At 64.7% G+C, this 20,509-nt stretch carries 15 protein-coding genes; 4 read left to right on the forward strand and 11 right to left on the reverse strand.

The genetic code is table 11. From position 1 onward, the window contains the following. Nucleotide 1 precedes the first annotated feature (1 nt). Nucleotides 2–481: an Lrp/AsnC family transcriptional regulator gene (locus LH20_RS19590; RefSeq protein WP_037512420.1), complete on the reverse strand. Its 480-nt coding sequence runs from the start codon at nucleotides 479–481 to the stop codon at nucleotides 2–4. Between the two features lie 12 nt (nucleotides 482–493). Continuing rightward, nucleotides 494–1,819, reverse strand: a complete 1,326-nt coding sequence (locus LH20_RS19595) for a dicarboxylate/amino acid:cation symporter (RefSeq protein ID WP_083455508.1) — start codon at nucleotides 1,817–1,819, stop codon at nucleotides 494–496. A 314-nt stretch (nucleotides 1,820–2,133) separates the two neighbouring features. Between LH20_RS19595 and LH20_RS19600 the strand changes: the two genes are divergently transcribed. The 4 genes from LH20_RS19600 (at nucleotide 2,134) to LH20_RS19615 (ending at nucleotide 8,109) form a co-directional block, all read left to right on the forward strand. Next, on the forward strand, nucleotides 2,134–2,823 hold the full coding sequence (locus tag LH20_RS19600; RefSeq protein WP_053555670.1) for an RNA polymerase sigma factor: 690 nt from the start codon (nucleotides 2,134–2,136) through the stop codon (nucleotides 2,821–2,823). A gap of 14 nt (nucleotides 2,824–2,837) precedes the next feature. Then, on the forward strand, nucleotides 2,838–4,043 hold the full coding sequence (gene metC, locus LH20_RS19605) for a cystathionine beta-lyase (protein WP_083455509.1): 1,206 nt from the start codon (nucleotides 2,838–2,840) through the stop codon (nucleotides 4,041–4,043). A gap of 73 nt (nucleotides 4,044–4,116) precedes the next feature. After that, a complete protein-coding gene (locus LH20_RS19610) occupies nucleotides 4,117–6,591 on the forward strand; it encodes a TonB-dependent receptor plug domain-containing protein (protein WP_053555671.1) in 2,475 nt (824 codons plus the stop codon). A gap of 27 nt (nucleotides 6,592–6,618) precedes the next feature. Next, entirely contained in the window at nucleotides 6,619–8,109 is a 1,491-nt protein-coding gene (locus LH20_RS19615; protein WP_053555672.1) for an FG-GAP repeat domain-containing protein, read from the forward strand. Nucleotides 8,110–8,364: 255 nt separating this feature from the next. Here LH20_RS19615 and LH20_RS19620 read toward each other — a convergent pair whose 3' ends face one another. The 9 genes from LH20_RS19620 to LH20_RS19660 form a co-directional block, all read right to left on the reverse strand. Beyond that, nucleotides 8,365–8,670 (reverse strand): hypothetical protein, encoded by a 306-nt coding sequence (locus LH20_RS19620; protein WP_137890099.1) that lies wholly within the window; start codon nucleotides 8,668–8,670, stop codon nucleotides 8,365–8,367. A gap of 162 nt (nucleotides 8,671–8,832) precedes the next feature. Next, the gene (locus tag LH20_RS19625; protein ID WP_053555674.1) at nucleotides 8,833–9,477 is read right to left on the reverse strand and encodes a DsbA family protein; all 645 of its coding nucleotides are present in this window, start codon (nucleotides 9,475–9,477) and stop codon (nucleotides 8,833–8,835) included. Then, nucleotides 9,474–9,908, reverse strand: a complete 435-nt coding sequence (locus LH20_RS19630; RefSeq protein WP_200905404.1) for a disulfide bond formation protein B — start codon at nucleotides 9,906–9,908, stop codon at nucleotides 9,474–9,476. Before LH20_RS19630 ends, LH20_RS19625 begins: the two co-directional genes overlap by 4 nt. Next, complete coding sequence (locus tag LH20_RS19635) at nucleotides 9,905–10,390, reverse strand: SRPBCC family protein (RefSeq protein ID WP_053555675.1); 486 nt, start codon at nucleotides 10,388–10,390, stop codon at nucleotides 9,905–9,907. The genes LH20_RS19630 and LH20_RS19635 overlap by 4 nt, the downstream gene beginning before the upstream one ends. Nucleotides 10,391–10,403: 13 nt before the next feature. After that, a complete protein-coding gene (locus tag LH20_RS19640; RefSeq protein ID WP_053555676.1) occupies nucleotides 10,404–13,583 on the reverse strand; it encodes an efflux RND transporter permease subunit in 3,180 nt (1,059 codons plus the stop codon). 44 nt (nucleotides 13,584–13,627) lie between these two features. Further along, nucleotides 13,628–16,168 carry a heavy metal translocating P-type ATPase gene (locus LH20_RS19645; protein WP_053555677.1) on the reverse strand — a complete coding sequence of 847 codons (2,541 nt, stop codon included), beginning with the start codon at nucleotides 16,166–16,168 and terminating at the stop codon, nucleotides 13,628–13,630. 190 nt (nucleotides 16,169–16,358) lie between these two features. Further along, complete coding sequence (locus LH20_RS19650; RefSeq protein ID WP_053555678.1) at nucleotides 16,359–16,829, reverse strand: SRPBCC family protein; 471 nt, start codon at nucleotides 16,827–16,829, stop codon at nucleotides 16,359–16,361. Nucleotides 16,830–16,910: 81 nt separating this feature from the next. Then, nucleotides 16,911–17,255 (reverse strand): DUF190 domain-containing protein, encoded by a 345-nt coding sequence (locus tag LH20_RS19655; RefSeq protein ID WP_053555679.1) that lies wholly within the window; start codon nucleotides 17,253–17,255, stop codon nucleotides 16,911–16,913. Nucleotides 17,256–17,264: 9 nt separating this feature from the next. Continuing rightward, nucleotides 17,265–20,507 carry an efflux RND transporter permease subunit gene (locus LH20_RS19660; RefSeq protein WP_053555680.1) on the reverse strand — a complete coding sequence of 1,081 codons (3,243 nt, stop codon included), beginning with the start codon at nucleotides 20,505–20,507 and terminating at the stop codon, nucleotides 17,265–17,267. Nucleotides 20,508–20,509 lie beyond the last annotated feature (2 nt).

Genomic DNA, 20,509 nt, shown 5'->3' on the forward strand with positions numbered 1-20,509 from the left:
GTCAGGACGGGCGCGCCGTGAGCGGCAGCGCGGTGGTGAACTTGATTTCTTCCATCGAGAAGGCCGAACTTACATCGGTGAGCCGGATCGAACGGATGATGCGCCGATAGACCGCGTCATAGGCGGCCATGTTCTCGACCCTGAGCTTGAGCAGATAGTCGACGTCGCCGGTCATGCGGTAGAATTCGACGACCTCCGGAATATCGCGGATTGCCGAATTGAGCATCTCGAGCCAGGCTTCGCTATGCTCGGAAGCGCGCAGGCTCACGAAGACCGTAAGGTCGAGACCGAGCGCACTGGCGTCGAGGATCGTGACGCGCCGCGAGATCACTCCGCTTTCCTCGAGCCGCTTGATCCGCCGCCAGCAAGCATTCTGCGACATATTGGCCTTGGCGGCGACGGCCGCGACCGAGAGCGTCGCATCCTCCTGAAGAAATCCCAGAATCCGGACGTCGGCATCGTCGAGTGAAACGCGGGTCATGGTTTTCCTCCTTCAAACGTCTTGCGCGCCAACGAAGGAAGGCGCGGGTCGCGACGAGGCGTCATCCTCGCCGCCTCCATATCCATCGGCGGCCTCACTGACGGCATCCGACGCAGGCCCCATCCGTGCGATCGCCGTCGTCGCAGCGACATCCATGGTCACATTGCCAACCGTCCGCACGAGATCGGGGATCATCTCGACCGCGATCAGCAGGGCGAGCGGCTCGATCGGAATACCCATCGCGACGCAGATTGGCGCGATCGAGGTCAGAAAGCTCACTTGTCCAGGCAGACTCACCGACCCGATCGTCGTGATCGCTGCCACCGCGGCGCCCGCCGCGATCGTGGACGGCGCGAGCGATATGCCAAGCCAGTGCGCGACATAGATGGCGACTGCGAGGTTCATCGCCGGGCTCGTAACGCGGAAGATCGCGACCGCGACCGGCAGCGATACGCGCGACACCGAGCGGTCGATCCCGAGATCGGTCGATGCCTTCAGCATCGGCGGCAAGGAGGCGAGCGACGACTGGGTGCTGAGCGCGACCGCCTGCGCGGGTGCGACCGCCTTCGCGAAGGCGAGAAGACGCACGCGGCCACCGAATACCGCGACCGGATAGGCGAGCGCCCAGGCGGCAAGCCCGGCGCTCGACACGATCACGACATAATGGGCGAGCGCGCCGATCGCCGAGGTGCCGGCGCGCGCGCCAACCCCGAAGGCCAGCGCGAGCACGCCGATCGGCGCGAGCGCGAGCACCCAGCCGACGATGAGCAGCACCGCGCTCGCGATCGTGTCGAAGAAGGCGGTCACCGGCTCGCGCTGCACCGCGGGCAGCCGCGCCAGCGCGACCGCAAAGACCGCGGTGAAGAGGATGAGCGGAAGAAGCGCGTCGTTCGCGGCCGCGGCAAACGGATTGGTCGGTACGATCGAGCGGAGGAAGGCGGCAATCCCGACCGTTGGCGCCTCGACATGGGCCGATGTCGTAAGGCTCCCCGTGAGCGAGCGCGCGGCGTCGGCCGGCATCGGGAAGATACCGAGCAGCGCGGGAATGAGGAGCGCCGCCATCGCGGTCGAAATCCATAGCAGCGCAACGAAGGTGACGACCGAGCGCATCGCGACGCGATCGCCGCGCGCGCTATCGACCGTCTTTGCGATCCCGGTGATCAGGAGCGAGACGACGAGCGGGATGATCGTCATTCTGAGTCCGTCGAGCCAGATACCGCCGATGCTGTCCGCAATCGTTACCGCATCGATGAGACCAGCGAGCCCGAGCCGCGTCCATCCCACGCCCAGCGCCAGTCCAGCGACCAGCGCCGACAAAATAAGCCAGGTTCTCGCCATGCGATCACTCCTCCTACCTCCGATGCGGGAGGCCCCTTTGCTTTGACGCGCTACGAACCGAACACCCCATCGCCCAAAGCGCGATTCCGCGAGGAAGTTTTGCGGTCCCTCGCCAAATGTTGCAGTTCCGAGGCGACTCCGGGGCAGATGATTCGACCGGACCGACGTTGTTCATGTAGGATTTCGATCATTTGATCGACCGAATACCGAACTATCAGTTCAAACATCCCAACATTCGCCAAATTCCTGCCAAAGTCGGTGATGAATTCACCCTAGCACTCATGTCATAAAATGTCGCCACAAGGGGACGCACGATGACATTCAGTGCCTATGGGGCCGAGTATGAGACTGAAAACGTCACGGCCGGCGATGGCTGGCAGACGTTCGAACTTATCGCTCCACCTCCGGAAAAGCCGCCGGCCACTCCCGCTTTGCCGTCCGACAACGCCGCGCCCGATCTTGTCGAAGCTTTCTGGCCGCACCTCCCGCTACTCAGGAAATATCTCCGCCGCCGCGTCCCGGTCGCCGACCTCGACGACATTCTCCAGGACGTTCTCCTCAGCATCATTCGCCGCGCCGACGCCGCCGCGGTCGCCCATCCCAAATGTTATCTCTTCCAGGCCGCGCAGGCCGCGCTCATCGATCGCCATCGCCGCCAGACGACGCGCCGCAGCGACTGCCATTGCCAGCTCGACGAACCTGACCATCCGGTCGACGAGATGTCGCCGCTGCGCATCCTGCTTGCCAAGGATGAGGTCCGCGCTGTCGAGACCATGCTCAGCCAGCTTCCCGAGCGGACGCAGGAAATCCTCGTCGCGATCCGTGTCGAAGGGTCGAGCCTGAAGAGCCTCGCGAACCGCTACAACATCTCGACGAGCGCCATCGAAAAACATGTGACCAAGGCCGCCAAGGCGCTCTCGGTCGTCCGCCGCAGCGATCTCGTCGCGGCACATCGCAACGGCGTGTCGCCGCAGCGGCAGAAACTCCTCTCCAATTCCATCTGAGAAAGAAAATATAGATGACGCTTTGCAGTATGGTTCACGAGCAGACGCGGCTCATCCACGGCGATACCCCGTGCGACGCGCTCCAGCGGACCCCCGGTCCGCCAATCCAGCGCGGCTCGACCGTTCTCCTGCCCAGCTGTGAGGCGCTCTACGACGGCGGCAAGGTCACCTACGGCCGCGTCGGCCTCTCGACCCAGCGCACGCTGCGCGATGCCCTGCGCGATCTCGAGAATGCCGATGAAGCCTTCATCTATCCCTCGGGCCTCACCGCGATCACCGGCACGCTGCTCGCGCTGCTCTCCGTCGGCGACGAAGTTCTCGCCTGCGACACCGTCTATAATCCGACCCGGCGTTTCCTTGCCGGCACGCTCGCGCGCTACGGCGTCACCGCGCGCTACTTCGATCCCGCCGACGATGCCGAAGCCATCCGCGCGATGATAACGCCGAAGACCCGTGTGATCTTTCTCGAATCCCCCGGTTCGCTGAGCTTCGAAATGCAGGACATCCCGGCGATCGCCGCAATGGCGAAGGAAGCCGGGATCATGACCGTGATCGACAATACCTGGTCGGCCGGCGTCCTCTTCAAGCCGCTCGATCACGGCGTCGACGTGAGCATCCAGTCGCTCACCAAATATGTCTGCGGCCATTCGGACGTGTTCATGGGGCTCGCCGCGGCGAAGGGCCATGCCGCCGAACTGCTCGCGGCGTCGAGCTACGAGACCGGCTGGGCGGTATCGCCCGACGACGCCTATATGGCGATCCGCGGTCTGCGGACACTCCATACCCGTCTCGCACAACATGGCGCCGCCGCGCTTCAGGTCGCCAAATGGCTCGAGGCGCAGCCCGAAGTCCATTCGGTGATGTGCCCCGCGCTGCCGAGCGATCCGGGTCATGCGATCTGGAAGCGCGATTTCACGGGCATCTGCGGCCTGATCGGCGCGGTACTCCAGCCCGCACCCGAAACGGCTGTCGCCGCGATGGTTGAGCAGCTCAAGCTTTTCGGTCTCGGTTTCAGCTGGGGCGGCTATGAGAGCCTCGCCATTCCCGTCGACCCGCAGCTCAAGGCCCGGACCCACAAGCTCAGCTATCCCGGCCCCTTGCTAAGATTGCACATCGGGCTCGAAAGGGTGGATGACCTCATCGCGGATTTGCGGCAAGGGCTCGGCACCCTTTCGCAGGACACCGCAGCGCCACCGCGTAAGTTGAGGGCCGCAGGATAAGCGCCGAACAAGCGGAAAACAAAAAATCGCAGGTTCACCGGGGGAACGATTTTCCGTATTCAGGAGCAAGACCATGCAAAAATATACGAGACTGCTGGTGGGGGCGTCCTGCGTCGCCGCCGCCATCTCCATGCCTGCCTTCGCGCAGGATGCCCCGGCCGACAACGCCGGTGAAACGGCCTCCCAGTCCGAAATCATCGTCACCGGCACCCGTGGCCAAGCTCGTACCGTCATTTCGAGCCCGACCCCGATCGACGTGATCGGCGGCGAAGAGCTTGAAAAGCTCGGCGGCGGCATGCAGCTGCGCGACGCGCTGACGCAGCTCGTGCCGTCGTTCCAGTCGACGACCGTGGGCAGCTCGTCGTTCAACAGCCTGACGCGCCCCGCGGGACTTCGCGGCCTTTCGGGCGTCCATGTCCTCGTGCTGGTCAACGGCAAGCGCCGTCACAACAGCTCGATCATCGACTTCAACTCGGGCGCGACGTCGCAGGGCGGCAACCCGGTCGATCTCGACCTCATCCCGTCGAGCGCAATCGAGCGCATCGAAGTCCTGCGCGATGGCGCCTCGGCGCAATATGGCTCGGATGCGATCGCGGGCGTGATCAACGTCATCCTGAAAACCAACGACTCGGGCGGCAAGGCGACGTTCGAAGCCGGCCAGCGCTATGGCCGAGACGGCAGCGGCAGCGACGGAGAGACCATCTCGGGCAGCGTCTCGCACGGCTTCGCGCTCGGCGACGGCGGTTCGTTCACACTGTCGGTCGAAGGCAAGAAGGCCAACGCCGCCGTGCGCAACACCGACGTAACCGGGGCGCTTTATTTCCCGCTCGCCGGCGGTGTACCCGATCCGCGCGAGCTCACCGCCAATCGCCGCACCTATCAAGGTGGCCTCCCCGACGTGAAGGACGTCAAGGTCGCGCAAACGCTCGTCCTGCCGCTCGGCAACGTCACCTTCTACTCGGATGGCACCTTCGGCTATCGCGACGCGCGCGTCGGCCAGGCCGGCCGCCGCCCGAACAGCAACCAGAACATCATCCAGATCTATCCCGACGGCTTCACGCCTTACTACACGCTGCAGGAAACCGACTTCCAATTCACCGGCGGCCTTCGCGGCGAGACTGCGGGCTGGAACATCGATCTCAGCAGCACTTATGGCCGCAACTATGCCAAGAATGGCGCCGAAAATACGCTCAACGCGTCGATCGGTCCGTCGAGCCCGACCGAGTTCAAGACCTTCAGTTCGGCGTTCGACCAGTGGACCAACAACCTCGATCTCACCCGCCGTATCGAGCTCGGCGGCGAGACGGCGCTTCAGGTCTCGATGGGTGCCGAATATCGCTACGAGAATTACGTCACCAAGCCGCTCGACGTCGACAGCTACCGTGCCGGGGGTTATTTCTACCCGACCGGCCCACTCGCCGGGCGCCCGGCACAGGTCGGGGCGCAGGGTGCGATCGTCGTTACCCCCGAAGATGCCGCGGACGTGAACCGCAACATCTGGGCGGGCTATGTCGATCTCGCGCTCGACGTCAGCCCGCGCTTCCTCGTCACCGCGGCGGGGCGCTTCGAGCATTTCGACGACAGCTCGGGCAGCGTCTTCAGCGGCAAGGTGAGCGCACGCTATGAGCTGACCGACTGGCTCGCACTGCGAGGTGCGTTCAGCAACGGCTTCCGCGCGCCCTCGCTGGCGCAGCAGGACTTCGCGCAGACCTCGACGTCGATCAACCTTGTCGGCGGCGTCTATATCCCGGTGCTCACCAAGATCGTGAAAACGAACTCGGCGGTCGCGCAGGCGCTCGGCGCGCAGCCACTCAAGCCTGAAAAGTCGAAGAACTACAGCCTCGGCTTCACGCTGACACCGGCGGCGGGCCTCTCGCTCTCGGTCGACGCCTACCAGATCGATCTCGACGACCGCATCACCCTGACCGGCCTGTTGTCGGGCACGGGGATCCGGAACATCCTGATCGCCAACGGCTTCTCGGGTGACCAGTCGGTGCGCTTCTTCACCAATGCCGTGGACACGCGCACGCGCGGCGTCGATGTCGTGGGCACCTATGCGTTCGACGTCGGCAGTGCCGGACGCCTGCGCACGAGCGTCGGCTTCAACTATAATGACACCGACATCAGGAAGATCGCAGCCAACCCGAGCGAACTCGCGGGCCTCGGCCTGACCCTGTTCGACCGGCGCACCCAGGGCTGGTTCACCTCGACTCCCAAGACCAAGCTGATCCTCGGCGCCAACTTCGAATCCGGTCCCTTCACGATTAACGTCAAGGAAACGCGCTACGACAAATTCAAGTCGCTCGATAATCTCGTCGGCGGCCTTCCCGTCAACGACCAGAGCTTCGGCGCCAAGTGGATCACCGATCTCGAGGTCTCCTACGGCGTGACCGAGAAGTTTCGGGTCGCCGCGGGCGCCTATAACATCTTCGATGTCTATCCCGACCGCACGACCGTCGCCAACACCATCGGGCTCGCGCCCTATGGCGCCGGGCCGTTCGGCCAATATGGCGGCTACTATTATGGCCGGATCGCGCTCGATTTCTGATCCCCACCGTCCTCAGGAGTCCGCATCATGCGCGATGAACTGATGCGGATCCTGTCCTGGGCCGCCCTTTCGACCGGCATTGCCGGCGGCGGGGCGGCCGGGACGACCGTTCCCGCCTTCGCGCCCGTCCAGACCGCCGATTTCACCATTCCCGGCTCGCTCTCCAACAGCTGGGCAGATTTCGACCGTGATGGCGATCTCGACCTCGCCGTGTCGATCAAGACCGGCGAAATTCGCCTCTACCGCAACGACCGCGGCCATTTCACCAGCATCGGTGCCGCGATGGGCCTGCCCGTCTCCGGCGCCGAGATGCGCGGGCTGTCATGGGGCGACTATGACGGCGATGGTTGGTTCGATCTCTATGCCGGCGCCACCAAGGCGACCGAAGCCAACCTTCTGTTCCGCAATGAGAGCGGCCGCCGTTTCATCCGCCAGGACCTCACACCCGTCGTTCCCGGACGCTCGGCGCGGCAATCGAGCTGGGTCGATTACGACAATGACGGCGACCTGGACCTTTTCACTGCCGACCGCGCTGGCCCCAATGCGCTGTTTCGCCAGGATGCGGGCCGTTTCGTGCGCGTCGACGCCGAACAGGCAGGCGACGACGCGCGGCCGACCGTAGGTGCCTGCTGGTTCGATTACGACCGCGATGGCGATCTCGATCTCTTCCTCGCCAACCAGTCGGGCGCAACCGACGCACTGTGGCGCAACGACGGCGGTCGCTTCGTCGACGTAGCTCCCGCGCTCGGCATAGACCGCCCCGGCCGTCCGGCCGAAGATGGCAGCGTCGGTTGCGCGATCGGCGACTATGACAATGACGGCGAACTCGACCTGTTCGTCGCGAGCTACGGCGTCAACATCCTCTACCGCAACAAGGGCGACGGCAGCTTCGAGAATGTCGCGCCCGAGCTCGGCCTCGCGGAGGACAATCATGCCGTCGGCGCCGCTTGGGGTGATTTCGACAATGACGGCTGGCTCGACCTCTTCGTCGCCGCTTATACCGGAAAGTCGGGTGCGCAGCAGCCCGCAAACCGCCTCTATCGCAACCTCGGAGGCAAGGGCTTTGAGAACATCCTGCCCGCCGGTTCGGCGCTCAACGTCGCCGATCATGGCATCCAGTGGATCGACTATGACCGCGACGGCGCTCTCGATCTCTCGGTCACACGCGGATACACCGCGACCGGCGGCCATTTCCTCTTCCATAACGATCCGGGCAAGCAGGCGGCGCGGCGCGGCCTTTCGGTGCGCGTCCTCGACAAGGCGGGGCGTTTCACTCGCATGGGCGCCGAAGTCCGGCTCTACGACGCCGCCGGCCAGATCGTCGCGACGCGTCTGGTCTCGACCGGCGAAGGCTATAATTCGCAAGGCACCCAGCCGGTCCACTTCGGCCTCGCCTCCATGACGCCGGTGACCGTCGAAGTCACCTTCATGAACAGGGCGAGCCGCCGGACGCAGCGGATCGAGCATGTTCGCCCGGAGCGCTATGCCGGGACCGAACTCGTGATCCGTGAGCGGTAGCCCCGGCGGGCGATGCGGCTCCAATCCGGTTACCCGAATGATATCCATGAAACTGTGACCGCGTATGAACGGCCCTGCGCTGGCAAACGGCTCGAAGGTCAGCACGGCCTGCTTGTTGGCGCAGCCTTACGCCGGCCTTTGAAGCGGCTCTGCTATCGTCGCCGACGATGCCCTCCCTGGCTTTGCGCACCAAGGCAAGGTTGTTGTCGATCAGAGAGGTCGCTCTACCTGACGCGGAGACGGCATTCGCCGCGCCTAGCCTCGCCAGTGACGGCCCCGGTGATGATGATGCTGTCGCCTCTTCTGGTAGCGCCGTTCGTATTGATCGCGCCGCTCGAACCGATGAGCGTTGCCGCGATAATAGGGATCGTAGGAACGATAGCCCCGGTCGTGGCCATAAGTGGGGGCGCTGTGCCGAATGGGCCGGTAATCGCGGTCATGTCCGCGCGGAGCATCATGGCTGCCACTCCAGCCGCCACGATCACCATGATGTTGAGCCATTGCGGTGCCCGGGATCGCAAATGCGAGCAGCGCCGCCGCGAACTGCACAAATTTTCGCATGTCTGTCTCTCCTTTTACGAACCTGCAAACTCCCCCTTCGTCATTGAACGCACTGTGAATATCGCACCCGAACACGAGCCGGTGGATCACTCGGGCCAGTGCTGCGGCAGGACGAGATGCTGGAGCGGCTCGCTACCCCGTCAAGGGACACCCCGCTCCGGCTCATTGCCCCATCGCCGCGACCGCGGCCTGAACCTTGGCCTCGACCTGTTCGGGGCTCGGCTGGACGAGCATCTCGCCATTGACGAAGAAGGTCGGGGTGCCCTTGACGCCGACCGCACGCGCGTCGGCAATGTCCTGCTCCATCCAGGCCATTGCATCGGTGGTCGGCATCGCGCGCGCCTTCGCGACATTGAGGCCGGCCTTCTCGGCCGCGGCCCAGGCACCGTCCATCTTGCCGTCGTGCCAGTCGGGCTGCGCCTCGAGCAGCGCCGCCGTTACGGGCTGGAGCTTGCCCTGCACGCGCGCGGCTTCGAGGATCACGATCGCCTCGGCCGAGCCGGGATGGAGCGGCAGGTAGCGCATCACGAGACGCACATCCTTGGGATATTTGGCGACGATGCCCTTCACCGTCGGATAGAAGGCGCGGCAGGCCTCGCACGAGGGGTCGAAGAATTCGACGATGGTCACCGGCGCATTCTTTGGACCGATGATTGGAGAGTGCGGACGAATGAGGCTGTCGACCGGCCCCGCCACGACCTTCTTCGTGGGTTCGCCCTCGGCGGTTCCGCTGTAGAGCATCGCGCCGCCGGTGAAGGCGAGTGCCGAGAGGACAAGCGTGGCAACGACACCGATACGTCTGTTCATGATTTCAGTCTCCTTTGGAAGTTGAGCAAGAGGATAAGGATGAGCGCAAACGCGGCCAGCGACAGGAGGGGCAGCGGCACGCCTCCGATTGCCATGCTCTCTCCAGAGCATGACGGGCCGCCGGTACAGGGGACGATCTGGGCCGGAATGACGCCGACGTAGAGCAGGCTGTGATAGAAAGCGACGAGACCGCCGCCGAAAGCCAGCGCCAGCCCATAAGGAACGACGGCGCGGTCCGACATGAACGCCGCGATGCCGAGAATGATCGCGAGCGGAAACATGAAAGCGCGCTGGAACCAGCAGAGATCGCACGGCGCCTGGCCCATGACCTCACCGACGAAGAGGACAGCTAGGCTCGACAGGAGGGCAATTGCCCAGACCGCGCCGAGCGGACGCCATTTGTGCGGCGCGAGCATCGGAAAGCTCGTCATCGCCGACCACCTTTGAACTTCGACTTGGGCCGCCGCGGCGGCGATTGCGGCTTGCTGTACTTGGACTTGAGGTAGCTGAGCAGGATGCCGTCGATCGATGCGAGCATCCTTTGAAAGCTCGTCTGGATGCCGGGAAGCCGGAGCCAGGCAAAAGGTCCGCGGCAGCGATAGCGATGGAGGAATTTGGTCCCTTCCGGCGTCCGGGTCAGGATATAGCTCTCCTCGAACTGGAGGATGAAGCTCGGCTTTACGTCGAGAATCAGTTCCTCGCCGGAGCGCGCGGAAAGGACCGTCGCGGAGACTTCGAGAAACTTGGGCTTGTTGGGATCCATTCGCATCGAATAGCGGATCGCGATCGGGTCCTCGGCAAGCCGCTCGATCCGGACATAGGGATTCCAGATCCGGTGGTTCTCGAAATCGCCGAGGACCGCCCATATCTGTTCCGGACTATAGGGGAGGTCATGCTCCCGCTCGAACTCCATCAACTTCACTCCTCTATCGATCGGCCGCCGGGCTTTGCCCCGCGCCGATGTCGGTGACGCCCGCAGGCGATGGGTCGGCGTGCGCGCCGCCGGTCGTGAACCAGCGGCGCAGGCGCGGGGCCATCCGGCGCTCGAAGCCCGCCGCAAGGCTGAAGGACGCCGGTACGATCAGCAGCGTCAGCATCGTCGAAAGGATGAGACCGCCGATCACCGTGACCGCCATCGGCGCGCGCCATGCACCGTCGCCGGTGAGCGACAGCGCGGTCGGGATCATGCCCGCGACCATCGCGACCGTGGTCATCAGGATCGGCTGCGCGCGCTTGTGCCCCGCGTCGACGATCGCCTCGTCGCGCGGCACGCCGGACGCCATTTCCTCGATCGCAAAATCGACGAGCAGAATGCTGTTCTTGCCGACGATACCGAGCAGCATCAGCACCCCGATGAAGACGGGGAGCGACAGCGGATAGCCGGTCAAGAGCAACGCGATCGCACCGCCGAGCGGGGCGAGCAGCAGCGAACCCATGTTGACGAAGGGCGGGATGATCTTGCGATAGAGCAGGATCAGAACGGCGAGCACGAGGAAGATGCCCGACACCACCGCGATTGCGAAGTTACGCAGCATCTCGGCCTGCCATTTGGCGCTGCCGAGCACGAGCCGCGTGACGCCGGCGGGAAGCTGCTTGAGCGCGGGCAGCGCCTCGACTTTTTCCATCGCCTGACCCGTCACCAGACCCGGGGCGAGGTCGGCCCCGATGGTGAGCTGGCGCACCTGATTGGTGCGATTGATCTGGGTCGGGCCGGCGCCAAAGCCGATCTCAGCGACGACCGAGAGCGGCACCGTTCCGCCGTTGCGGGTCGGGACCGGCATATTGCGGAGCGTATCGAGCCGCTCGCGCGCGGTTTCCGCGAGCGCGACGCGAACCGGGATTTGCCGATCGGATAGCGAGAATTTCGCGCTGTTCTGGTCAATCTCACCAAGCGTCGCGACGCGGATCGACTGGCTGAGGGCCTGTGTCGTCACCCCGAGCTGCGCGGCGAGCGCAAAGCGCGGGCGAATGACGATCTCGGGGCGCTGAAGATTGCCCTCGACGCGCGGCGAGCGGATTTCCTTCACCTTGGCCATTTCGGCAAGCAGCCGGTTGCCGACATCTTCAAGCTTCTTCGGGTCGTCGCTGCCGAGTGTGATCGAGATGTCGCGGCTGCTGCCGCCACCGCCGCCATGCTGCGACTGGAAGTTGATGCGCGCATCGGGAACCGCAGCCAGCCGCGGCGCGCGGTCCTTTTCGAACTCGGTCGAGGTGAGTTCGCGGTCCTTGCGCAATTTCAGATAGACCGTCGCCGTGCCGACATCGATCCGCGACAAGGCGGATTCGACGAGCGGGTCGCGCTTCATGAGATCGGTCACCTCGTCGGCCACTGCCTCGGTTTGTTCGAGCGTTGCACCCGGAGCGAGCTGGATTGCGACGCGGCTCGTGTCGGAATCGATCGACGGCTGGAAGGTCATCGGGAGCAGCGAGAAGCTGAAGATGGTCGCGAAGAGCGCGAGTACCCCGATACCGACGACCCAGAGCCGGTGATCCTTGATGTAGGCGAGCCATTTCCAGCGATCGCCTCGGGCGCGGGCCGCATCGGCGGCCCTGGCATCGAGGCTCCAGCGCAGCACGCGCATATAGGTGTCGATCAGCGGGCCTTCGCCATGCTTCTGCGGACCCTGCGCGGAGAGAAAATAAGCGGCGAGCATCGGCGTGATCATGCGCGCGACCGCGAGGCTCATCAGCACCGCCGCGACGACGGTCAGCCCGAAATTCTTGAAATATTGTCCGGCGACCCCCGGCATCAGCCCGACGGGCAGGAAGACCGCGACGATCGTCATGGTGGTCGCGAGCACGGCCAGGCCAATCTCGTCGGCGGCGTCGATCGAGGCCTGGTAAGCGGATTTGCCCATCCGCATGTGGCGGACGATATTCTCGATCTCGACGATCGCGTCGTCGACGAGGACGCCGGCGACAAGGCTGAGCGCGAGCAGGGTCATCATGTTGAGCGAGAAGCCCATCAGGTCCATGAAGAGGAAGGTCGGGACCGCCGAGAGCGGGATTGCGAGCGCCGAGATAAGGGTCGCGCGCCAGTCGCGCAGGAACAGGAAGACGACGATGACCGCGAGGATCGCGCCCTCGACCATCGCGTTGATCGCCGAATGATATTGGCCCTTGGTATATTCGATATCGCTGAACAGCTCGGTGAACTTGATCTTGGGGTTTTCCTTCTCGAGCTTGCGCAACTCCTCGACCGCCGCGTCATAGACGGTGACGTCGGAGGCGCCCTTCGCGCGCTCGAACCCGAAGGTCAGCACCTGCCGTCCGTCCTGCTTCGAGACCGAGCGCTGCTCGGCGTAGAGGTCCTTGACCTCGGCGATGTCCGCGAGGCGCACGGTGCGGTTGGTGCCGACCGAGATCAGGGTTTCGCCGAGCGCGTTCGCGCTACTGGCATTGCCGAGGATGCGCACCGCCTGTTCCGATCCAGCGACCTCCATCCGGCCGCCCGCGGCGTTGACGTTGAGCTGGACGAGCTGGGTGTTCACCGCGGCGGCAGTCAGGCCGTAAGCGCGCATGCGTTCGGGGTTGAGGATGACGCGGATTTCGCGGCTGACGCCGCCCCGTCGATAGGCGTCGCCCATGCCGGGGACGGCAATCAGCCGCTTGGCGACGACATTATCGACATACCAGCTCAATTCCTCGAGCGTCATGTCGGTGGCCGAAGCCGACCAATAAGCCAGCGTATTGCCCGAGGTCGACAGGCGGATGACCTGCGGTTCGAGGATGCCGTTCGGCAGGTTGCTCCTTATCTGGGTGATCTTGTCGCGGATATCGGTGACCGCCCGGTCGATCGGCGTCCCGATCGCGAACTGGACGAAGGTCTGCGACTGGCCCTCGGTGACGGTCGAGTTGAGCTCGTCGATCCCCTCGATCGTGCGCACCGCCGCTTCGACGCGCTGGGTGACCTGCGTTTCGAGTTCGGTGGGTGCGGCGCCCGGCTGCGCGATGATGACGATCGCGCCCGGAAAATCGATGTCGGGATCGCTTTGGACCCCCATCATGAGGAAGGAGACGATCCCCGCGACCGTCAGGCCGAAGAACATGACGAGCGGCGGGATCGGGTTCCGGATGGACCAGGCCGAGATATTCTTGAAGTTCATCCGCTCTCCCCTTTCCGGTCTCGCCTCGCCGCCGCGTTGGCCTCTCAGGCCGCGCTGCGGTCGCGATAGGCGAGGAGCCGTAGCGCGTTGGCGACCACGACCAGTGTCGAGCCCTCATGCGCGGCCACCGCGGGGCCGATGCCCAGCCCGAGGATGGTTGCCGGCACGAGCACGACCACGACGCCGAGGCTCACTACGAGATTCTGGCGGATGATCCGCCGCGTCTGCCGGCTGAGCCCGATGGCGAAGGGCAGATGGGCAAGATCGTCGGCCATGAGCGCGACATCGGCGGTTTCGAGGGCGACGTCCGACCCAGCGGCGCCCATGGCGATGCCGACGGTTGCGCTCGCCATCGCGGGCGCGTCATTGACCCCGTCGCCCACCATGGCCACCGGCTGCTCGGCCTTGAGATCGCGAATGGCGTCGACCTTCTGATCGGGCATCAGGTCGCCCCAGGCCTCGTCGATCCCGACTTCGGCGGCGATCGACTCGGCGACCTTCTGGTGATCGCCCGAGATCATGATCATACGTCTGATCCCGAGCTCGCGGAGCCTAGCGATCGCCGTGCGCGCCGCTTCGCGCGGCGTGTCCATCAGACCGATCGCGCCCAGATCGCGGTCGCCCATACGGACCACCATCGTCGTGCGGCCCTGTTCGCGAAGGCCGGCAATCGCCGTCGCCACTTCGTCGCCGATCGGCGCGATGCCGTCGGTCCCGAACATCTCCACCTTTCCGATCTGGACAGTCTCGCCTTCGACCTTCGCGGTAACGCCGCGCCCCGTGAGGCTGTTGAGGTCGTCCGCCACCGGCACGCGCGCCGAGGTCAGCATGGCCTCGCCATCGCGCGCGATCGCGGCGGCAAGCGGATGGTCGCTGAGCCGCTCGACCGCGACGGCGATGCGAAGCAACTCTTCCTTGGGCACGCCGGTAGCGGGCACGACATCGGTGATGCGCGGCTTGCCCTCGGTCAATGTACCCGTCTTGTCGAAGGCGAGCGCGGTCAGCGATCCCAGATTCTCGAGAGGCCCGCCGCCTTTCACGAGCACCCCGCCGCGCGCGGCGCGCGCGACGCCCGAAAGCACAGCGCTCGGCGTCGCGATCGCGAGCGCGCATGGGCTTGCCGCGACGAGGACCGCCATTGCGCGGTAGAAGCTGTCGCGGAAAGGCTCATCGACGACGACCCAGGCGAAGAGCAGGACGAACACGAGGGCGAGCACGCTCGGCACGAAAATGCGCTCGAACTTGTCGGTGAAGCGCTGGGTCGGCGACTTCTGCGTTTCCGCCTCGCTCACCATCTTGACGACCTTGGCGAGCGTGGTGTCGGCGGCAAGCCGCGTGACCGCGATCTCGATCGCGCCATAGCCGTTGATGGTGCCCGCAAAGACACGATATTTCGCATCGAGCCCATCGGGCTTGGCGGCGGCCAGCACCCGGTCCGCCACCGGTTCCTTGTCGACGGGCACGCTTTCGCCGGTGACGGGCGCCTGATTGACCGCGGTGCGGCCCACTGTCACGAATCCGTCGGCCGGGAGCCGCTCGTTGGGCTTGACGACGACGGTGTCGCCGATCTGCAGCAGTTCGACCGACACTTCGCGCGTGCTGCCGTCGGCGCTCTTTACGATCGCGGTCTGCGGCGCGAGTTCGGCGAGCGCCTCGATAGCGCGCTTGGCTCGTCCCATGGCATAATGTTCGAGGGCGTGACCAAGGCTGAAGAGGAAGAGCAGCAGCGCGCCTTCGGCCCATGCCCCTAGCGCCGCCGCGCCCGCTGCGGCAACGAGCATGAGCGTGTCGATCTCGAAGCGCTTGAGCCTCAGATTTTCGATCGCTTCGCGGACGGTGAACCAGCAGCCGAAGCCATAGGCCGCGAGATAGAAGCCGAAGCTGACCCATTCGGGAGCGACGCCCGATTTCTCGATGGCGAAGCCGATGCCGAGGACGAGGCCGCAGAGGAGCGCAAAGATCAGCTCGGTGCGCTCACCGAATATTCCGCCATGATCATGACCATGATCATGATCATCCGATCCCTTGTGGCCATGTTTATGGTCCGGCCCATGGGCATGATCGGGGCCGTGATCATGGCCATCGTCACCATGGATGTGGCCTTCTTGGGCCGGGACAGCCGCGGCGACGGCGGCCGATTTCCGGGTAACGCCCATATCCAAAAGTATCTTTCTGATCGTCTCGATGGAGGTTTCCGAGCGCTCGAACTCGGCGCGCAACGTCCCCGCCGCGCCGACTTCGGCCTCGATCACGCCGGGAATTTCGCGAAGGCGCAGCCCGATCGTCCGCGCACGCCGGGCGTGGCCGACACCTTCGAGATCGTTCCAGAAGAGATGCTGATATCGACCGGTGAGTACGGCGCCGGCGCTGCGCGCCAGCTGGCGCACCCGTTCGAGCGGGAGTATGTCCGGCCGATAGTGAATGCAGAGCTGCGGCGGCGAACCGTCGCTTGAGCGAACAACATGGACCTTGTCGACGCCGTCACGTCCTTCGAGTTCGCTCGTGAGGCGCGCGACGCAGCGGTCGGCGGTATCGGCGACCTCGGGAAGGAGAAGCGGAATATCGAGCCGCAACTGGTCACTCATGATGCCATCCTTTTCTCTTGGCGATCGGCATTGCGATCGGGGCGCATGTTAAACGCACGGCAGGATGAGGTGCGGGAGCCTCTGCGGGATGCGACCCGGCTCCCGCACCTCCCTTACCGCCGGAGATCCCTGCCCGTGGTGAGGGGGGCGAATGAGAGGGGCCTCCGACGGCCAGGTTTCGAAACTAAAATCATGCGCGCCGTCCGCTCGGCCGCGCGTAGCGGGACTGGACGGTGGTGCGGCGGAAATGCTTTTCGAGCGCTGCGTTCGAGCGGCGCAGGAAAACCGAGCAGGCACGGCGCAGAAAGGGATAGCCGAGCCAGGAGAAGAACCCGCGGCAGTCGAGCCGGTGGGTCACCTCGACACCCTGACCGAGCTTTTCGAGCCGGTAGCTTTCCTCGATGACGAGCAGACCGCGCAGGCCCGTCCGCCATGAAAAACCCGAGAGCCAGTCGAGACCGGTGATCCGGCCCTCGGCCGACAGCTCGGGGCCTCGCGGCCCGCGCGGGGAGTAGACATAGTCCAGTCGCTCTTCATCACCGGGGCGATCGGTGAAGCGGAGCGTCGGATGCCAGTCACCGTACCGCTCGATGTCGACGATCAGCCGCCATACCCGCCCGATCGGGACCGGCAGGCGGAGCGAGGAGCCTACCGAAAACATCGGCCGCCCCCTCGCTCCGGCAAGCTGGTCCGCGACGCAGGCCGGGGACCTGCGCCGCGGTGGAAACCGGCAATTTGCCGGTCAGCTCTGGACATCGGGAGGCTCCGCGGCGGATTTCCCGCCGAGGATGTCGACCGCTTCGAGCGTGATTAGCCCGACGTCCGGTATTTCGGTCAGCTGCGCCGCAAAGTCGCGGAGCCGCTGCTCCTCGTCGATGATCTCGATCACGACCGCCCGGTCATTCTCCAGCGCATGCTTGCGATGGAGATGCGCCGAGCGTCCGAAACCGAGGACCGCTTCGAGGACGGTCACCCCCGCCAGCTTTTGCTGGCGGGCGAGTTCGGCAATGAACTCGAAGACACGTTGATCGCCGAAGAAGGCAGACTCGTCGGTATAGACGCGCAAGAGCTTGGACGCTTTTTGCATGATCCTCTCCTATTCAGTGACCGGCGTGCCGGCCGGTTCGGATTTGCGTTTCATGAAACCGGGCTGCCAGTTCGACCCGAGTAAGACCTTGGCGATCGCGGGCAGGACGAGAAGCGTCAGGATAGTCGCCGCGATGAGGCCGCCGATGACGGTGGTCGCGAGCGGCTTCTGCACTTCGGCGCCGGTTCCGGTCGCGATCGCCATCGGCACGAAGCCGATCGCGGGCACGAAACCGGTCATGATCACCGCGCGCATCTTCTCGGTCATGCCCTCACGGATTGCCTCCGTGAGCGGGACGTCATTCTCGAGCCGTTCTCGGATCGCCGTCATCACGACGAGACCGTTGAGCACCGCAACACCTGCGAGACAGATGAAGCCCACCGCCGCAGACACGGAGAAGTTGATCCCGGTAAGCGCCAGCGTGAATACCCCGCCCGCGAGACCCAGAGGGACCGCGAGGAACACGGCGGTTGCGCGGCCGAAGGTGCCGAGCGCCATGTAGAGCAGGATGAAAATGCCCGCGAAGCAGAGCGGCACCACGATGGAGAGCCGCTTCGATGCGGCCTGCAGGCTTTCGAACTGCCCGCCCCATTCGAGATAGTAGCCCGCCGGGAGCTTCACATTAGCGATCTTCGCCTGCGCTTCTGCCACGAAGGACCCCGCGTCGCGGCCTTCGAGGTTCACCTGCACGACGACGCGCCGCTTGCCATTCTCGCGGCTGATCTGGTTGAGCCCTTCGGTCAGCCGGATCTGCGCCACCTGCGCGAGCGGTATCTGCCCGCGATTGCCGCCTTCCGAGGGAAGGAGGACAGGAAGCGCGCGGATGTCGTCGAGATTGACGCGGGTGGCATCGGGCACGCGCACGGTGATGTCGAACCGGCGGTCGCCTTCATAAAGCAGGCCGGATTCGCGGCCGCCGAGTGCGGCCGACACCGTGTCGGCGACTTCCTGCACCGACAGGCCGTAGCGCGCGATCGCATTGCGATCGAGCTTCACGTCGAGCGTCGGAGCGCCACCGACCTGGTCGGCCTTGACGCTACCCGCACCCGGAATGCCCTGGAGCACGCGCACCATCTCGTTCGCGGCGAGCGACATCTTGTCGAGGTCGTCCCCGTAGAGTTTGATGGCGACGTCTCCGCGCACACCCGCGATCAGTTCGTTGAAACGAAGCTGGATCGGCTGACTAACCTCGTAAAGCTGGCCGAGCTGGCCCCCGGCGGCCTTCTCGATGCGCTCAACGACATCGGCCTTCGAATTGACGTCCGCCGGCCACTGGTCCTGCGGTTTCAGGATCACGAAGCCGTCCGAGATGTTTGGCGGCATCGGGTCGGTCGCCACCTCGGCTGTACCCGTTTTCGAGAACATCAGCTCGACTTCGGGCAGGCTTGAGATCGCCGTCTCGACGTTGCGCTGCATAGCCAATGACTGTTCGAGGCTCACTGAAGGCACGCGCGTCGAGGCGAGCGCCATATTCTTCTCGTCGAGCTGCGGAATGAATTCCGAGCCCAGCAGTCCGAAGGCCGGGATGGCAAGGACGAAGAAGGCAAAGCCGCCGGCGATGAAAGCCCAAGGCTTTGCGAGCGCCTTATCGAGCAGCGGGAGATAGCGCTCCTTCGACTTGCGGATTGCCCAGACTTCCTTCTCGGCAACCTTGCCGCGGATCATCAGCGCGACGAGCGCCGGGACCAGCGTGATGGCAAGGATGAAGGCGGCGACGAGCGCGAGCATGATGGTGATGGCCATCGGCGAGAAGGTCTTGCCCTCGACGCCCGTGAACATCAGCAGCGGCGCGAAGGCGAGCAGGATGATCGCCTGCCCGAAGACGGTCGGCTTGATCATCTCCTGGCTGGCACGCATCGTCTCCTCGAGGCGCTCGCGAAGGTTGAGCAATCTCCCTTCATGTTCCTGCCGGTGCGCCAGTCTGGCGAGGCAGTTTTCGATGATGATCACCGCCCCGTCGACGATCAGACCGAAGTCGAGCGCGCCGAGGCTCATCAGGTTGCCCGGAACCCGGAAGGCGTTCATTCCCATCGCCATCATCAGGAAGGAGAAGGGGATAACGAGCACCGCGATGATCGCGGCACGCCAGTTGCCGAGCAGGAAGAAGAGCGCGGCCGCCACGAGCAGCGCGCCTTCGGTCAGGTTCTTTTCAACCGTCCCGACGGTGGCGTTCACCAGCTTGGCGCGGTCGAGCACCACCTTCACTTCGACGCCGGGCGGCAGGGTTTTCGACACCTGCGCAATCTTCGCCGATACATCCTCCGCAACAGTGCGGCTGTTCTGCCCGATCAGCATGAGCACTGTGCCGATGACCGCCTCCTTGCCGTTCATGCTGCCCGCACCGGTTCTGAGGTCGCCGCCGATTTTCACATTGGCGAGCTGTCCGACCGTGACGGGCACGCCGCCGCGCGTCGCGACGACGGCGTTGCGGATTTCGTCGACCGAGCGCACGCGCGCATCGACGCGCACGAGATAGGCTTCGCCTGCCCGATTGTAGTAGTTGGCACCGACCGCGAGGTTGGCGCGTTCCAGGGCTTCGCCAAGTTCGCTATAGGAAATACCGTAGCTGGTGAGGCGGGTCGGATCGGGCTCGACCACGAAGGTCTTGGCATAGCCGCCGATCGAATCGACGCCGGCGACGCCGCCGACAGACTTGAGCTGCGGGCTGACGATCCAGTCCTGAACCGTGCGAAGATAGCCCGATTTGGCGATCTCGTCGGTGAGGATATCGCCCTCGGGGGTCAGGTAGCTGCCGTCCGGCTGCCAGCCGGGTTGGCCCGCGACCTTCTTGGCGCCCTTCCCGTCGGGGTTCTTGTAGCCCACGGTGTACATGACGACCTCGCCGAGACCCGTCGTCACGGGACCGATCTGCGGCTGGGCCCCATCGGGAAGATTCTCGCCCGCCTGGAGAAGCCGTTCGCCCACCTGCTGGCGCGCGAAATAGAGGTCGGTTTCATCAGTGAAGATTGCCGTCACCTGGCTGAATCCGTTGCGCGAGATCGAGCGTGTCGTCTCGAGCCCCGGAATGCCGGCGAGCGAGATTTCGATCGGGTAGGTTACGAGCTTCTCGATTTCGACCGGCGAAAGACGCGGATCGATCGTGTTGATTTGCACCTGCTTGTTGGTGATGTCGGGAACCGCGTCGATCGGCAGCTTGGTCAGCTGCCATACGCCGAGCCCGGCTATCACGAGGAAGAGAAAGAGTACCGCCCAGCGCGCGCGGACGGATAGCGCCATCAGTTTCGCGATCACGG

It is taken from the genome of Sphingopyxis sp. 113P3 (genome assembly GCF_001278035.1).
In the GTDB taxonomy this organism is placed as follows: domain Bacteria; phylum Pseudomonadota; class Alphaproteobacteria; order Sphingomonadales; family Sphingomonadaceae; genus Sphingopyxis.

Coding starts and splice junctions, on each gene's coding strand:
- LH20_RS19590 (WP_037512420.1), bottom strand. CDS start 481: ATGACCCGCGTTTCACTCGACGATGCCGACGTCCGGATTCTGGGATTT.
- LH20_RS19595 (WP_083455508.1), bottom strand. CDS start 1,819: ATGGCGAGAACCTGGCTTATTTTGTCGGCGCTGGTCGCTGGACTGGCG.
- LH20_RS19600 (WP_053555670.1), top strand. CDS start 2,134: ATGACATTCAGTGCCTATGGGGCCGAGTATGAGACTGAAAACGTCACG.
- metC (WP_083455509.1), top strand. CDS start 2,838: ATGACGCTTTGCAGTATGGTTCACGAGCAGACGCGGCTCATCCACGGC.
- LH20_RS19610 (WP_053555671.1), top strand. CDS start 4,117: ATGCAAAAATATACGAGACTGCTGGTGGGGGCGTCCTGCGTCGCCGCC.
- LH20_RS19615 (WP_053555672.1), top strand. CDS start 6,619: ATGCGCGATGAACTGATGCGGATCCTGTCCTGGGCCGCCCTTTCGACC.
- LH20_RS19620 (WP_137890099.1), bottom strand. CDS start 8,670: ATGCGAAAATTTGTGCAGTTCGCGGCGGCGCTGCTCGCATTTGCGATC.
- LH20_RS19625 (WP_053555674.1), bottom strand. CDS start 9,477: ATGAACAGACGTATCGGTGTCGTTGCCACGCTTGTCCTCTCGGCACTC.
- LH20_RS19630 (WP_200905404.1), bottom strand. CDS start 9,908: ATGACGAGCTTTCCGATGCTCGCGCCGCACAAATGGCGTCCGCTCGGC.
- LH20_RS19635 (WP_053555675.1), bottom strand. CDS start 10,390: ATGGAGTTCGAGCGGGAGCATGACCTCCCCTATAGTCCGGAACAGATA.
- LH20_RS19640 (WP_053555676.1), bottom strand. CDS start 13,583: ATGAACTTCAAGAATATCTCGGCCTGGTCCATCCGGAACCCGATCCCG.
- LH20_RS19645 (WP_053555677.1), bottom strand. CDS start 16,168: ATGAGTGACCAGTTGCGGCTCGATATTCCGCTTCTCCTTCCCGAGGTC.
- LH20_RS19650 (WP_053555678.1), bottom strand. CDS start 16,829: ATGTTTTCGGTAGGCTCCTCGCTCCGCCTGCCGGTCCCGATCGGGCGG.
- LH20_RS19655 (WP_053555679.1), bottom strand. CDS start 17,255: ATGCAAAAAGCGTCCAAGCTCTTGCGCGTCTATACCGACGAGTCTGCC.